Genomic DNA, 14,650 nt, shown 5'->3' on the forward strand with positions numbered 1-14,650 from the left:
TTTGTGTCGGTAAACATAAGGTTTATTGTCCGAGCCGGTTTAGTAAGTCGGTTTCGTAGCTGGCACCAATCGGAATCTCACGACCTTCCAGTAAAATAGTTTTGTTTCGAACGGCCTCAATGCGTTGTAAGGGAACGATATAAGAGCGATGGACCCGGCTGAATCGATCGCTGGGGAGTCGTTCCAGCATCGCTTTCATGGTCATTCGGGCAACAATAGGTCGGTTCGCGGCACCCTTTTCGGATTGAAAGTGAATTTTTAAATAATCGTCTAAACCTTCAATGAATAAAATATCGGCCAACGCAATTTTGTGTAAGGTGTAATCGGCTCGGACGTAAATGTAGGCTTCGTGGACCTTATCGGAATGTTGCTGCCAGCGGTAGAAATCAGCCGCTTTATTCGTGGCCTGTAAAAAACGCTCGAACGTAAATGGCTTTAACAGATAATCGACCGCGTTTAGGGTGAAGCCTTCCACCGCATATTCCGCGTAGGCCGTGGTGAAAATAACCATACGATTCGCCGGTAGAGTGGGTGACGACCGATCTTCCGAAGCTGAACCAATAGCCTTGTAAAAGTCAATGCCCGACATCGACGGCATGTTGATATCCAGAAACAGTAGATCGACTGGAAATTGCTCGATATACCGCAAGGCTTCATCGGTACGCGTAAAGGTTTTTTGCAGATCGATAAAGTCTACTTGCTGGCAGAAGTGGGTGAGCACCCGTAAAGCAGGTGGTTCGTCGTCCAGGGCAATGGCACGTATCATGAGAGAGTAATGGATAAATCGATTGTGAAACTGTCCGGTTTGTCCGTGATAATCAGGCGATGCCGTTCAGGATACAGGATTTGTAAACGAGCCTGCGTATTGGTCAGCCCAATGCCACTAGCAACCGCCGTTGGCTGAAAGACACGTACTTTCTTATTGGCTACGAAACAATGAAGTTCGTCGCCTTTAAGAAAAATCGAAATGTCGATAGTCGATGGCTCTTCCGGACTGACACCGTATTTGAATGCGTTTTCGATGAACGAAATCAGGAGTAGGGGCACAATCTGCTTACCATTGGCATGACCTGCAACTGTAAAATTAATCTGAGCTGTATCGCCCAGCCGCAGCTTTTGGAGGGCAATATATTGATCAATATAATCTAGCTCGTTTCGGAGTGAAACCAGATTTTTCTGGGACTCCTGAATAACGTAGCGTAAAAACGAAGATAGTTTAACAATGGCATCGGCCGTTGGGGGCGATTCGACAATGGCCAATGAATAAATGCTGTTGAGCGTATTGAATAAAAAATGGGGGTTAATCTGGGCTTTGAGATACGACAGTTCAGTCTGAATTTTTTCCTGTTCGGTTTCCCGCCATCGATTATTAATGCGGATAGCCAGCGCCAGCAGAAAGCCAACCAGCGTCAGAAAAAACGTCTGACTAAGCTCCGAAGGCAAATTATATCGTTCAGGACCTGGATTTGGAAACCCCTCTGACGGGAAAGGATGGCGCTCTCCGTTGGGGAAGGGTGGTGGGGACCGGTGTTCCATTCGTTCGCCAGGAGGAGGTTCTGGTTGCCTCACAGATGAACCCAATCCTTGTTTGTTGATCACGACAAGCGCACTTTCAATCAACAAAAAGCAGCCTAGCGAAGCTAATGCATAGAGAACATAGCTTCGGTGAAAAAACAGCTTTGGAATCAGGATGTAGTAGTTCGCGTAGAAAAAAGCAATCGTCAATAAATACGAAACCAGGTTGCGTTGCTCATGCGGATTTCGAGGGAGTTCAGCCAGCTTTGCCAATCCATTCGACGCAAAAATATAGGGTAGGGCCAGAAAGGTGAGACAACCAAGGACATGAATGGCGATGGTCGAAAGCCGATTATTCATGCAGGGAAATTACTCCTCAATCGGCTAACTCGGTTGGTCTGTAGCTAGAATTGTGGTCAGCAGGCAAAATGTGTCGGTGAATAGCTACATCACTCGCCCTGAATTCTCGCTGACGAAGGCGCCCCAGGCACCTTTTTTCGTTTTTTTGCCCGGAGCCACAGGCAATGCATTTTCGTGAAAATGATGGCAAATGGCAATCGCCAGCGCATCCGTAGCGTCGAAGTATTGAGGGTCTAAATCTTCTTTCAGCAAATGACTTACCATTTGCGATACCTGATCTTTAGAGGCATTTCCATTACCCGTTACCGACTGCTTAATTCGGCGAGGAGCATACTCAACAATGGGGATATTGCGAGACAAGGCAGCAGCCATCACAACGCCCTGTGCTCGCCCAAGTTTAAGCATGGCCTGTACATTTTTTCCGAAAAACGGATCTTCAATAGCCATCTCGTCGGGATGGTATTCGTCGATTAAACGGAGAATGGTTTCGTACAGTTTCTGTAGCTTCAGTTGGTAAGTGCTATATTTGGTCAATTGAACCACGCCATACTGCATCATACTCATGGCGCCCGCTTTTACCGAAATGATGCCATAGCCAGCAATTTGGGTTCCGGGATCGACACCGAGAATAATTTTTTCTTTGGTAAGGGTAGATGAAGTCGGTGCTGTAATCATAAACTGGGCGTTGGGCTCTTGTACAAAGTAACGTGTTCTCCTACGTATTGACGCTGAAACCGAATAAAAAAATCGTCTTTTGGGCTAAAGTTGTCGTTTTTTCGGGGCTACTGGCCTACATCGCTCATGTTGTTCGACAGCAACCATTCAATTGGGAAATAGTAAAAACGCAATTCCGGACAGTTGACCATCCCGAACGATGGGCGCTCGGGTTGCTCTTTTTGACGCCTATGAACTGGGGATTTGAAGCGCTCAAATGGCAGATTTTGCTCCAACGCGTTGAAAAAACGTCCTTCTGGCAGGCTTATCGGGGCGTCCTGACGGGTGTTTCGTTGGGTTTTGCCTTGCCTGCACAATTAGGCGATACGGCTGGGCGTGTATTATCCGTGCATACCCATCGGGCCGAAGCAATCGGGGCGTCATTAGTATCTGGGGGGATGCAATTTTACGTAGCTCTCGTATTTGGAACACTAGCTTGGGCTAAACATCTGGAAATCGTACCTGAACGAAATACACCAACGGGAAAAGGCTTACTCATTGGCCTAAGCATACTATCGTTCGGCGGGATCGGGTTTGGATTAGTGCGTCGCCGACTGGTTCAATGGCTTTCGTCGCGACGTTCGTTAGCGCGCTTTGCTACCTATTGGAAGGTGGCTGGCATATACACAAACGCCGAGATTGGGTTAGCCTTAGGCGTGGCCTCCTTGCGATATGTCATTTTTTCGGTGCAGTTTTACTGCGCCTTACGTTTGGTGGGAATTGCATTACCGACCGCCATTTCGGCTTCTGGCATTGGACTGGTATTTCTGGTAAAAACGGTTACGCCTGCTTTCAATTTACTGAGCGATTTGGGTGTTCGGGAAGCTGCTGCTTTATGGGTTTTTTCTCCCTTCGAACAAACGCATAATGCAGCAGCTCCAGTATTACTCACAGCAACCCTGGCACTCTGGCTGGTAAATATTCTGACGCCTGTGTTGGTGGGCCTGATCTGGGTGTGGAAACTGAAAATTAACCGGTAAAGCAATCAATGAATAATGATTAATGATTAATGTACAATGGATAATCACCGATCGCCAACATTATCCATTGTACATTAGTCATTATTCATTACATCGGTAACGTTAATGACATTCTTTTTACTTACAGTTAGTCTACTATATGCGTTGTTTACGCTTACGCTATGGGTTGCCTGGTTACGAATTCCGCGTGTTCTACCTCAACTTATAGAAACAGACGCCAAAACGTTGCCTTTTATAACCGTCGTTATTCCAGTCCGCAACGAAGCGGAGCAGATTGGAAACCTGCTTGACGATCTTAACCGACAATCGTACCAAAACTTTGAGGTAATTGTTGCTGATGATTCGTCGACCGATGCCACATTCTCAATTGTCCAGCAATATGCTCAGCGAGCCTCTTTTACCTTGCGGCCACTTGCTTTAGCCAATGAGAAAACGGCGTCACCCAAAAAACGAGCCATTACGCAAAGCATCAGGCTGGCGGCAGGTGATCTGATTGTTACAACCGACGGCGATTGCCGGGTTGGTCCCAACTGGTTGACGACGATAGCCTCTTTTTATCAGCAAACTGGCGCTCGATTGATTTCGGGACCGGTAACCTTTACAACCGAACAAGGCATTTTTGACTCCTTACAAACCGTAGAGTTTTCGAGCCTGATTGGTACAGGAGCCTGCACCATGTCGTTAGGTTTTCCGACCATGTGCAACGGAGCCAATCTTTGTTACGTAAAGGAAATATTTACCGAAGTAGGTGGTTTTGCGGGTGTTGATCATCTGGCCTCTGGCGATGATGAGTTCCTGATGCATAAGATTGCTGCCCGCTATCCGGATGGCGTTCGGTTTTTGAAAAGTGAAGAGGCCATTGTTCGCACACAACCCCACCGGTCGTTGCGGGCATTTTATAATCAGCGGAAACGATGGGCGAGCAAATGGCGTGCTTACGAGAGTTACCTGCCTTCGTTGCTGGCCATTTTCGTTTTTCTAAGTAATAGCGTTCCTGTGGTAGCCATAGTGGGCTGGTTAGCTGGATTTTTAAACGGAAATACGGCTCTTGTAGTTATAGGATTAAAAGCAGTACCTGAGTTTTTGTTTTTACGACAGATTCTTGTTTTTTTACAAAAAAAAATGTCAGTCAGGGTCATTCCACTGACGCAATTGATTTACCCGCTGTACGTTATTTTCTTCGGGTTAGCTGCCCAGGGAAAAGGGTATGTCTGGAAAGACCGCAAGTTAAGTTGAACAGGTTTGGTTTATAGTTTACGGTTCGTCATGAATCCACTAACTGTAGACCGTAAACTATAAACCGTAAACTATTTTGTCTTTTTTTCTGCATAAGTCAAACTTTCTACTTCGAACAGTCTATCCTGAATGCTGGTGGAAGATCGAAGATGAGTCCGAACCGACAATCTATCTGACGTTCGACGATGGACCTATTCCCGAGGTTACAGAGTTTGTGCTGGGGCAATTGGATAAATTCTCGGCTCAGGCAACGTTTTTCTGCATTGGCGACAACGTTCGTAAGCACCGGGATATGCTTTACAAAGTACTCGAAGCGGGGCATATGGTCGGCAATCATACGTTTAACCATCTGAATGGCTGGAAAACAGATGATGCGGTTTATCTGGAAAATATCCAAAAATGCCAGGAGCACTTAGGGGTAGAAACATCGCTGTTTCGCCCACCCTACGGGCGAATTAAAAAGACACAGGCTGCCCAGGTTATGGAAAATTATTCCATCGTTATGTGGGATGTTCTTACGGGTGATTTCGACCGTAATCTGCCTGCTGAGGTGTGCCTGAAAAAAACAATTCAATACACCAAACCCGGTTCTATTGTGGTGTTTCATGATAGCCTGAAGGCCTGGCCTACTATGCGAAAAGTGTTGCCCCGAATGCTGGCTCATTTTTCGGAACGAGGCTATTCGTTCCGGGCTGTTCCCCAACCTGTTTATGCTGGATATTAACCAGCCTGTCTCAAATCGACCGTCAAGTAGTATCCTGATTGCTGCTCGTAATGAAGAGGCAGCGATTCAGGAGTGTCTTTCGGCGATTGATCAACTTAAGTTTAGTCCCGGTACCGTTGAGGTGGTAATTGGCGATGATCAGTCTACCGATCAAACGGCCGAACGGACAACTCAGTTTATCGACAACCATCCTGATTTTCGATTAATCTCTATTACACAAACCGTTCCTGGATTAGCGGGAAAGGCGAATGTGTTGGCTCAGCTGGTGCGCCAGACACAGGGAGAAATCTTGTTTTTCACCGATGCTGATACGCAGGTTCCGCCGAGCTGGCTTGCCGAAATGAGCCGACAGTTTAACGGAAATGTGGGCGTTGTTACTGGCGTTACCTTACCCGAAGGCCCACGACTATTTCATAAACTGCAAAAAATCGACTGGCTCTATAATTTGACGCTAACCCATTTAGTGAGTAGTGTGGGGATTCCCATTACCGCAATGGGCAATAATATGGCCGTGAGTCGGCAAGCGTACGATGCCGTTGGAGGATATGAGTCGATTCCGTTCTCAGTAACGGAAGACTACGCGCTCTTTGAGGCCATCATTCGGCAAGGTTATGGATTCCGAAATTTACTGGATGAGCGGGTCTTGGCTCATACTAAGCCCGTTGAGACTGTTTCAGCTTTCCTGCAGCAGCGTAAACGATGGATGCGGGGCGCAACCAGTTTACCAATCTGGATGGTTAGCCTGTTATACCTGCAATACCTGGCCGCTCCACTGTTAGTCGGGCTGGCTTTTGTTGCCCCCGTGTTGGCTTTAGGCCTGTATCTGGTCAAATTGTTCATCCAAACGATGGTACTTTCGTTTGGATTAAGTCGTCTGAAGCAAACCAAGTTGTGGCCGTATGCGTTGCTTTTTGAGATTTACCAACTCATCGTCGGGCCAATATCGGTCGTCTTCTACCTGTTACCTACGACGGTTGAGTGGAAAGGACGAACCTATAATTAGGCGATTGCCAAGAGTCGTTAGTGGATGTGTATCCTCAAACTTGTGCCTCTTGACTATCGACTGACAACTTACTTCCAATGATTTTAATTGATACCCACGCTCATATTTATGATCAGCAGTTTGCCGACGAGCAAAAAGCGATGCTTGAGCGGGCCGAGATGCAACAGATTAGCCAAATCTGGATGCCAAACTGTGCTACTGAAACAATACCCGGTATGATGGACCTTGCTGGCCAATACCCCGATCGTTGTTTGCCCATGATGGGTTTGCACCCGGCTTACGTGAATGATACGTTCGAGCAGGAGCTTGCCGTTGTTAATGAGCAGCTGAATAAAACGGCGTTTATGGCTGTTGGCGAAATCGGGCTGGATTTCTACTGGGATATGACTTACGTAGATCAGCAGTTCGTGGCGTTCGAAAGCCAATTGCGCTGGGCCTCCGAACAGAAATTGCCGGTTTCGATGCATACCCGATCAGGGCATGATCGAAACGCCTTTGCCGAAGCTGCCGATTTGATTGAAAAGTTAGCCTTGCCAAATTTGACGGGCATTTTTCACTGCTTTGTCGGTACCCTTGATGAAGCCAACCGAGCCATTGAGTTAGGCTTTAAGCTAGGCATTGGGGGAGTGTGTACCTTCAAGAATGGAGGACTCGACAAGGTGCTTCCTCATATTAGTTTAGAACACCTCGTTCTGGAAACCGACGCGCCTTATCTGGCTCCTGTTCCCCATCGCGGAAAACGCAACGAACCTGCTTACATTCGACTTATTGCCCAGCGAATTGCCGACATCAAGCAAGTACACATTGATGATGTTGCCCGGCATACAACCGCTAATGCCGTATCGTTATTGCCTGCTTTATATGCCAATTTGCTTCCTGGCAATTAGTAAGGCATACCTTAAAATGAAACCACAATTACTCCAGTTCAAGGAGGAGCAACCTTCGATTATCCAGTTTTTGCGCATGAATTATAGAACCATTCACATTAATCCAACCTCGGTCAAAAGCTCTCGTTCGTCTGTATTAGTCATTTATACTGGCGGTACATTTGGGATGGTTTATGATACAAAAGCCAGTCAGCTTGTTCCGTTCGATTTTGAGCGAGTACTTGACCGTTTACCTGAACTAAATCGGCTTGACTTTGATATAACACTGTTGACCCTGCCCGAGATCATTGACTCGTCGAATATGAAGCCCGATGCATGGGTTGAATTGGCGCGTATTATTCAGACGAATTACGACCAGTATACCAGCTTTGTTATTCTGCATGGCACCGATACGATGTCTTATACCGCATCGGCATTGAGTTTTATGCTGGATGGGCTTAATAAACCCGTTATTCTTACTGGCGCGCAACTGCCAATTGGGGTAGCCCGAAGCGATGCACGTGAGAATTTTATCACAGCGCTTGAAATTGCAGCGGCTGTAGATACCGATGCTGAGGGGAATAAATGCCCGGTTGTGTCGGAGGTGTGTGTGTATTTTAACTCCCTACTGTTACGAGGGAATCGGTCTACGAAGCGGGAAAGTGTTCAATTTAACGCCTTTGCTTCGGAAAATTACCCTCACCTGGCTACAGCAGGTGTTCGTATTGATTATAACCGACCATTCATCCGTGCTTACCAGCCCGACCAGTCGCTTATCATAAGAACTGCACTGGATTCGAGCGTAACGATTCTGAAACTCTTTCCAGGCATTACACAGGCGGTCGTCGAATCGATTGTAAACATCCCTAATTTGCGCGGAATAGTACTTGAAACTTTCGGGGCGGGTAATGCCCCTACCGATAGCTGGTTTTTGGATACCCTCAAAGAAGCTATTGATCGGGGAGTATTGGTCTTCAATGTGTCGCAATGCGAAGGAGGGCGTGTTACACAAGGGCAGTACCAAACCAGCAAGCAACTTCTGCAAATTGGCGTGGTCAGTGGCGCTGATATTACGACTGAAGCCGCAATTACCAAGCTTATGGTGTTACTCGGTCGTGAAAGTGACCGTGGAGTAGCTGCATCAATCCGTTTACGAACCCTTCTGGCTGAACCGATTAGCGGTGAAATGAGCGAATAGGTATTTTTTTTGCGGATTACATATTGCGTTTTTACAATCAATCCTGCATCTTTGCACTCCGATTCGCGTCGGACGACCAAACAGAGAGCTGCCAGAGTGGTCGAATGGGTCTGATTCGAAATCAGAAGTACTCGCAAGGGTACCGGGGGTTCGAATCCCTCGCTCTCTGCATCTTAAAGGCAAATGCATCTTCTGCCACTACAAAACCCGCTAGAAACCAGCGGGTTTTCTGTTTAAAGCCCATTTCGACTACGCTACGCCATATCCTAAAATCCTACGACTAGGACACAAGGGCGGGTACTGCAATTTTTGTTACAGTACCCGGAAGAAATACTTTCCGTTTGCTCAATCACTTTTTTTAATCTCTCCTTATATCTGGTACTTTTAGGTGAAAAAATTACACAATACACCTAAATCCCGTAAGATATGACCAACACCATGCACATAAATTTCTATTTTCGACCATCTACGGTTGACGATACGATAGGATCAATCTACGTTCAGGTAACAATCAATAAAGAGCGTGTTGTTTTGGGGGCTGTCACCTCTGTGTCGGGGCTACGACTACCCAAAGTGATGATGATAAAAGCCAAGCATTGGGACGCCAAAGAACAACGCGTTCGCCGGGTATCCGATCAGGCGTTAGTCATAAATAAAGCCATTGGCAAGTGCGAAGAAAAGCTAAATAAACTATATGCCCAGCATGAAGGCTTTGATATCACCATGAATGGGAGACAGCTAAAGCTCTTGTTTTTTGGTGAAACCAGAGTCCGACCGACCTTGCCGTTACTGATGGATGCTTTCATCAAGGATCGAACTGACAAACGAGGCAATGAGAACACAATTGCAACATATCAGTTTAAGTTTCGTCCGTTTACCGCCTTCCTGACAAAATTCAATTACTTGAATCTTCCCGCAGAAGAATTCACTCCCGAATTACTGGAGAATTATAAGACCTATCTGATGGTAGATCGGAAAAATTCGGATCGGACGGCCGACAAATCGCGCCAGGTTGTCAAAACAATTTTGTTGTGGGCTGCCGGTACTGGACTTATCAAAATTAACCCTTTGCTCAATACCCGCATTCGGGTAGATAAAACCCCAAACCTGGAATGTCTTAGCCAGGAGGAGGTGCAGATTGTGCGGAGTGCCCCTTTAATGCCGCAACTTCGGGCCATTGCCGACTGCTTTATTTTTGCCTGCTATACCGGACTTGCCTATCAGGACCTAAAGGATCTGAGCCCCGAAAATCTACAGGTAAAGGAAGGTAAACGCTGTATTGTCGGCAATCGCAATAAAACGGGTACCGAGTATATAGTACCCGTAACCCCGATTGTAAATGAATTGATGGTCAAATATAACGGCGTTAAACTTCCATTGCCTTCCAATCAGCGGTACAATACCTATCTGAAAGATATCATGTTTTTGCTTGGCATTAAGAAGCGAATCACGACCCACACAGCCCGAAAAACCTTTGCTGACTGGTGTATCAATGAAATTATGATGAGTGATGAGGCAACCATTGTTGCAATGGGACAGAAAGACCCCAAAGAGCTCACGCCTTATCGAAAAATTAAATCAAAGCGACTGATTTCTGAGTTCCCTAAAGACCTACTGATGGAATAGTTTGTGTATTTATACTTAAAAAAGGTCACTTTTGCAACTTAATACCTCAAATCTAACTATGTCACCCTCACCTGAAAATGTTAAACCTTTTGTTTGGTACACTTCCGATAAGAAGCCACCCAAACGAACCCAGAAATACGGCGGATTACCCCTTGTGCTCTTAATAAATGAGCACATCCAGGAAGGCTTTTATTCTCATTATGAAGGTAAGTTTTACGCTTATGCTGAACGATATACGCCTGTTGATCTGGTCGATGAGTTGCTACTTAGTATAGATCAAATTAACAAGTCGTTGACCTGGCAACAGGTTGAGGTGAATAATCCTCAGTGGATGTTGGTCGCCAATCCAGCGGAGTAGGAGAGGAGTGCCCCACAAGTGCGGGGTACTCTTTTTACACCCTCATCGTATGCACTTGCATACATCCCGTTTTCTTCCCCATTTACCCCTCGTGCGACACTCTTATATTCCCCTAAAAACGGAATAGAGTGACCATCATCGAACAATCAGTACATAAATTCCTTACGCATCGGGCCATTAAAAAATCGTGGGTAGCCGAACAGTTATACGGCGAAAACACGAAAGCGACACGGGCAGAGCTGAGCAATAAACTCAAAGGAACTCAGGGGCGCTATTTTAGTGCTGAAGAACTTGATAAGCTCGATCAGTTGCGTCGGTCGCTGATCAATGACCTGATTTAGAAAAATTAGGTATGCTATTGCATACAGAAAAATAATTATCTTTGTCATGTTACACACCTCGGTAGTTCAAGGGTAGAATAGCGGTCTCCAAAACCGTTGATGATAGTTCGAATCTGTCCCGTTGTGCAAATAGAGAGACAATCAGTGGTAAACTTTGTGAATCTGGTTAGCTGCCTGGAGAGCAGAGGAATGGCGAAAGCCCGTTAGTAGTGGGAGGCCACCAAACCGCCATGAAAAGTAAGCCCGGGCGCGGGCAAGAACACTCTATTTAACACTAACAGGCGTGACGTGTAAAAGCGAAGCATTCGCCAGCCCCCGGAATGGTACGCCCTCCGGGGTATTTTTTTGCCCTGATCAGGCGTGGCTTTCGCGTTTATCACCACCACCTTTTCCCCCACGCCTGCCGATGGGATCGAAAGTCCACGGCTCAGGGTTCTGATAAATAATTCTGAATGACGTAAAAAGATTACGTTCTGAGGGCTAGTCCTTTACAATAAAAAAAAGAAAATGAAAACATCACTAGCAGGCCCAGACGCAAATTTCAGGTTACAATTTTGGGTAGATGAATTTAAAGCCGATCCCAAGCTTACAAATTTTCAGGTGTTTATTCACGACGACGGAACTACACATGATGAATTAGTAAGTGAGGATTACAGGGGTCTAGCAGATTCGGGTCTTACAGAGGAAGACGTGACAGAAATGTTGGCGAACAACCAACTCTACATTGATGATTTGCCAGATGGGAGTGGTGGCCACAGTGGTATGGCATATTATTATTTTAACGAACCTGATCCTAGATAGCTATAAATGGCATCACAATAGGCTGTTTGATTTACTAGCTATGTCCGTTCGCTTAACTAAAAAGAAACAGAAGGAAATCCTGGGCGCATTGATCAGATCATCATGGCACACCCTCTGTTTTTTTGCCCCTACTCAGGGATGGGTAGTGGCTTTCTTTTTTGCCGTTTAATAAAATTAGCACGCAATGCGTACAAATAATTCAACTTTTACTTGACACGAAAGCACGCAATGCGTACCTTTGATTCATCAATAACACAAACAAACACGACGATGAAATCTCAGGTAATGTCGATCGCTCACAAATTGGTTAAGGCAAATCGGTTTTATAAAGTTGCTAAATACAGTGAGTTGCTTTCTGTTGCTATGAAACAAGCATGGGCGCAAGCAAAAGCGCCAGCCGTTGCCCTGACTGCTGAGCTTGTAAAAACTTTCTCTGATTCAATTCCTGCCTGCTTTGGCTGGATTGCTTCTGAAAAGAAAGTTGAAGTTACGTTTCGCGGTAAAAAGTCAGACAAGGTATTTGTTAACCTTGATGCTCGTAAAGTCTCGTTCATGGGCAACACCTCTACTATCGCTTCTCAAATTGCTAGTCAATTCAACTTATCAATCGCTTACTAATATGGCTTACTCATCACGTGTCTACATGCAGCATCACGGGCAAACGTTTTTGGTTGAAATTGAAGGTGATTCGCTCTATTTAGTCGTTCAAAATGAAGACAGTTCGTTTAAACGATTAGGGCCATCTGCTCAAATAACCAGCGCTCCCATGCTTGATCCTGTCGTGTTTCCTACTCAACCCCATTACGAGGGCGTTTTAAATACAGGACACCGCTATTCTGTATGGGAGAACGGCGGAGCTGCCTACAAAGATGCCAGGAAAGAGCGTGAGGCATTGGTTAAGTATCTAATTGACAAATTGCTTGACAAGGTCATTGATCTTTTCCCGGGCAACAAGAAAGTACAATACACCGATCCCGTTCAACAGGAAGTTGATAGTGAACGTTTGAAAAGTATTCGTAGCAACCTCGGATTAACTCAGGAACAGTTTGGCGAGTTTCTGGGCAATTCAGCAAAACGCACCGTTCAGGATTGGGAGTCCGGAGTTAGAAAAATTCCCTCCACCGTTGTTGAAATCCTTCGCTTAAAGGGGCAGTTATAATTATTTTTGATTGACCCTGTGGGGCTGGCTTTCGCGTTTATCGCCCCTACTCAGGGATGGGTAGTGGCTTTTGTTGCCAGCTTCCGCAATGGGTGGGGACTGGCTTTTTTGTGCCCAAGGGAAAATAAATATGCGAATTACCAATAATTCGTTGTACTTTATGAAGAATATTAGTGTTTTACTTTCCTAAAGTATTGACTTTAGGAAAATTATTGCTACCTTTATCATGTCCTAACGAAAGGACAACGGGTTGCCGCCCGATAAAACTCTTACAACAATGTCTACCAAATTCAACAAATCGCAAATCTTCTCTTCTGCCTGGTCTATCGTTCGTTCTACCGGCAAAACCATCTCGCAGGCATTAAAATCAGCCTGGGCAATTGCTAAGAACGCTGGCAAAAACATCCTCACCACGGCTGCTGCAAAATTCGGTGTCGTTCTACCCGAAACCATCTACGAAACAGGATCGGTCGTTGGTAAAGTCTGGGAAAAGGATGGAAAAGTTCGTTTGTATGTTCGGGCCCTGTTTGCTAAATCGTCACCTGCCGATTGTGGCTACATTGATCTGATTTCAGGCAAATCATTCCTGCAATCAACTCCACGGGGCATCGCCCAGCGTATTGAATCAATGACCCAAATCATCGCTAAATAATCCACCCAAAAAAAGATACGACAATGGCAACTGCACAAATAACCCTTGGAACTCAGGTCGTCACCTACAATACAGACACCTTGGTTATCACCTCGCTAGTAGATTTCAAAACCGCTAAAAATGAAGCGATTGATCGGACTTCCTTCGGAAGTAATGACGATGTGTTTCGGTTTGAGTCAGTCGACGAATTAGACTGCATTATCTTTACCAGTGGCGATAATTATGTGGGTGACTATAAGGCTACTGTAGATAATTACGAAGCCTAGAAAACAAAAAACCCTCACACCTTGCCGGGTGTGAGGGTAACTACTAGCAAACTCTTACATAAACCAGTAGCAAAGTTCTTTTAAGGTACTAACCCTTACCACCCCGCGACCAATACTGGCGACCCCCAACAGGAGCTGAGTTATGATGCGGCACGAGCTAGTATCAGCAAACCTACTAAACTTTTTTTGAAATGTCAAAAGGATATCATAGCGACGGATCACCCCTTACTCCGCCGACCAAACAAAAAACTAAAGCTAAGAAGAAGGGTCCCTATAATTTTTCGCAGGACATTGTAACTATTCTCGAATCGGATTCGATCAAAAATGCCACTGCTCACATAGAACATTGCCTGCGGCAGTACGAAACTTATACCAATGGTGGCAAGTCAGCTCATGCGGCTTACCTTTATAGTAGGATTCAAGCCTTGCAGGCAAAGGATCAATATGCTACGTTAGAACCTGAAGAAAGTCAGGAGCTTGACTGGCTAAACAAAACGTATGCCGACTTGGAAAATACACCTATGAAACCATAATTACCCCCCCCCCATGTGCCGGGCTTTCTTTACCCCGTCAACCGGCCAGGGGGGGGTAAAGTAGGGGATTGCTACGGCTTAGGTTGGGTGTTTGAGATTAGTTTATAACCCAACTCCTGCAAAGCTGTTCTAATCTTTTCCTCGTCCTTCGCCGTTAAGGGTCGTCCACCATTTATTTTTCGAGTCAGATAGGATTCTGCATCTTTATTGTCAGGCCATACCTTTCGTGCCAGCGAGGTAAGACTAATATCCTCCTTTATACTCTTTAGAAACTTCCGTAACTCCATAGCACAAAGATGCGAAAAGTACGATAAAAAT

The 14,650-nt window shown here is 45.6% G+C and carries 19 protein-coding genes and 1 tRNA gene; 16 read left to right on the forward strand and 4 right to left on the reverse strand.

Annotation, left to right across the window (positions count from 1 at the left end):
- Positions 1-22 precede the first annotated feature (22 nt).
- From H3H32_RS10540 to ruvC, 3 genes are all read right to left on the reverse strand, one after another.
- Positions 23-766 (reverse strand): LytR/AlgR family response regulator transcription factor, encoded by a 744-nt coding sequence (locus H3H32_RS10540; RefSeq protein WP_182462628.1) that lies wholly within the window; start codon positions 764-766, stop codon positions 23-25.
- Positions 763-1,875, reverse strand: coding sequence for a sensor histidine kinase (locus H3H32_RS10545; RefSeq protein WP_182462629.1), 1,113 nt, complete (start codon positions 1,873-1,875; stop codon positions 763-765). The genes H3H32_RS10540 and H3H32_RS10545 overlap by 4 nt, the downstream gene beginning before the upstream one ends.
- Positions 1,876-1,959: 84 nt before the next feature.
- Positions 1,960-2,550, reverse strand: coding sequence for a crossover junction endodeoxyribonuclease RuvC (gene ruvC, locus H3H32_RS10550; protein ID WP_182462630.1), 591 nt, complete (start codon positions 2,548-2,550; stop codon positions 1,960-1,962).
- A 47-nt stretch (positions 2,551-2,597) separates the two neighbouring features.
- On the opposite strand from ruvC, the gene H3H32_RS10555 reads away from it, so the two are divergent.
- The 16 genes from H3H32_RS10555 (at position 2,598) to H3H32_RS10630 (ending at position 14,332) form a co-directional block, all read left to right on the forward strand.
- Entirely contained in the window at positions 2,598-3,569 is a 972-nt protein-coding gene (locus H3H32_RS10555; protein WP_182464312.1) for a lysylphosphatidylglycerol synthase domain-containing protein, read from the forward strand.
- A gap of 105 nt (positions 3,570-3,674) precedes the next feature.
- Positions 3,675-4,805 (forward strand): glycosyltransferase family 2 protein, encoded by a 1,131-nt coding sequence (locus H3H32_RS10560; RefSeq protein ID WP_182462631.1) that lies wholly within the window; start codon positions 3,675-3,677, stop codon positions 4,803-4,805.
- Between the two features lie 76 nt (positions 4,806-4,881).
- Positions 4,882-5,529, forward strand: a complete 648-nt coding sequence (locus tag H3H32_RS10565; protein ID WP_182462632.1) for a polysaccharide deacetylase family protein — start codon at positions 4,882-4,884, stop codon at positions 5,527-5,529.
- Positions 5,516-6,532: a glycosyltransferase gene (locus H3H32_RS10570; RefSeq protein ID WP_182462633.1), complete on the forward strand. Its 1,017-nt coding sequence runs from the start codon at positions 5,516-5,518 to the stop codon at positions 6,530-6,532. Before H3H32_RS10565 ends, H3H32_RS10570 begins: the two co-directional genes overlap by 14 nt.
- A gap of 77 nt (positions 6,533-6,609) precedes the next feature.
- A complete protein-coding gene (locus H3H32_RS10575) occupies positions 6,610-7,419 on the forward strand; it encodes a TatD family hydrolase (protein ID WP_182462634.1) in 810 nt (269 codons plus the stop codon).
- A 76-nt stretch (positions 7,420-7,495) separates the two neighbouring features.
- Positions 7,496-8,596, forward strand: coding sequence for an asparaginase (locus H3H32_RS10580; RefSeq protein ID WP_182464313.1), 1,101 nt, complete (start codon positions 7,496-7,498; stop codon positions 8,594-8,596).
- A gap of 82 nt (positions 8,597-8,678) precedes the next feature.
- Positions 8,679-8,765 (forward strand) — tRNA-Ser (locus tag H3H32_RS10585).
- Positions 8,766-9,022: 257 nt separating this feature from the next.
- A complete protein-coding gene (locus H3H32_RS10590; protein ID WP_182462635.1) occupies positions 9,023-10,222 on the forward strand; it encodes a site-specific integrase in 1,200 nt (399 codons plus the stop codon).
- Positions 10,223-10,280: 58 nt separating this feature from the next.
- Positions 10,281-10,580, forward strand: a complete 300-nt coding sequence (locus tag H3H32_RS10595) for a hypothetical protein (protein WP_182462636.1) — start codon at positions 10,281-10,283, stop codon at positions 10,578-10,580.
- A gap of 128 nt (positions 10,581-10,708) precedes the next feature.
- On the forward strand, positions 10,709-10,921 hold the full coding sequence (locus H3H32_RS10600; RefSeq protein WP_182462637.1) for a hypothetical protein: 213 nt from the start codon (positions 10,709-10,711) through the stop codon (positions 10,919-10,921).
- Between the two features lie 507 nt (positions 10,922-11,428).
- The gene (locus H3H32_RS10605) at positions 11,429-11,722 is read left to right on the forward strand and encodes a hypothetical protein (RefSeq protein ID WP_182462638.1); all 294 of its coding nucleotides are present in this window, start codon (positions 11,429-11,431) and stop codon (positions 11,720-11,722) included.
- Positions 11,723-11,992: 270 nt separating this feature from the next.
- Positions 11,993-12,340, forward strand: coding sequence for a hypothetical protein (locus tag H3H32_RS10610; RefSeq protein WP_182462639.1), 348 nt, complete (start codon positions 11,993-11,995; stop codon positions 12,338-12,340).
- Between the two features lies 1 nt (position 12,341).
- Positions 12,342-12,881 carry a helix-turn-helix domain-containing protein gene (locus tag H3H32_RS10615; protein ID WP_182462640.1) on the forward strand — a complete coding sequence of 180 codons (540 nt, stop codon included), beginning with the start codon at positions 12,342-12,344 and terminating at the stop codon, positions 12,879-12,881.
- Positions 12,882-13,158: 277 nt separating this feature from the next.
- Positions 13,159-13,533: a hypothetical protein gene (locus H3H32_RS10620; RefSeq protein ID WP_182462641.1), complete on the forward strand. Its 375-nt coding sequence runs from the start codon at positions 13,159-13,161 to the stop codon at positions 13,531-13,533.
- 23 nt (positions 13,534-13,556) lie between these two features.
- Positions 13,557-13,799, forward strand: coding sequence for a hypothetical protein (locus tag H3H32_RS10625; RefSeq protein ID WP_182462642.1), 243 nt, complete (start codon positions 13,557-13,559; stop codon positions 13,797-13,799).
- 191 nt (positions 13,800-13,990) lie between these two features.
- Positions 13,991-14,332, forward strand: a complete 342-nt coding sequence (locus tag H3H32_RS10630; RefSeq protein WP_182462643.1) for a hypothetical protein — start codon at positions 13,991-13,993, stop codon at positions 14,330-14,332.
- Between the two features lie 71 nt (positions 14,333-14,403).
- Here the strand turns inward: H3H32_RS10630 and H3H32_RS10635 are convergent, their stop codons facing one another.
- Positions 14,404-14,619: a hypothetical protein gene (locus H3H32_RS10635; RefSeq protein ID WP_182462644.1), complete on the reverse strand. Its 216-nt coding sequence runs from the start codon at positions 14,617-14,619 to the stop codon at positions 14,404-14,406.
- Positions 14,620-14,650: the final 31 nt, after the last annotated feature.

The sequence above is a fragment of the Spirosoma foliorum genome, assembly GCF_014117325.1.
Taxonomy (GTDB): Bacteria; Bacteroidota; Bacteroidia; order Cytophagales; family Spirosomataceae; genus Spirosoma; species Spirosoma foliorum.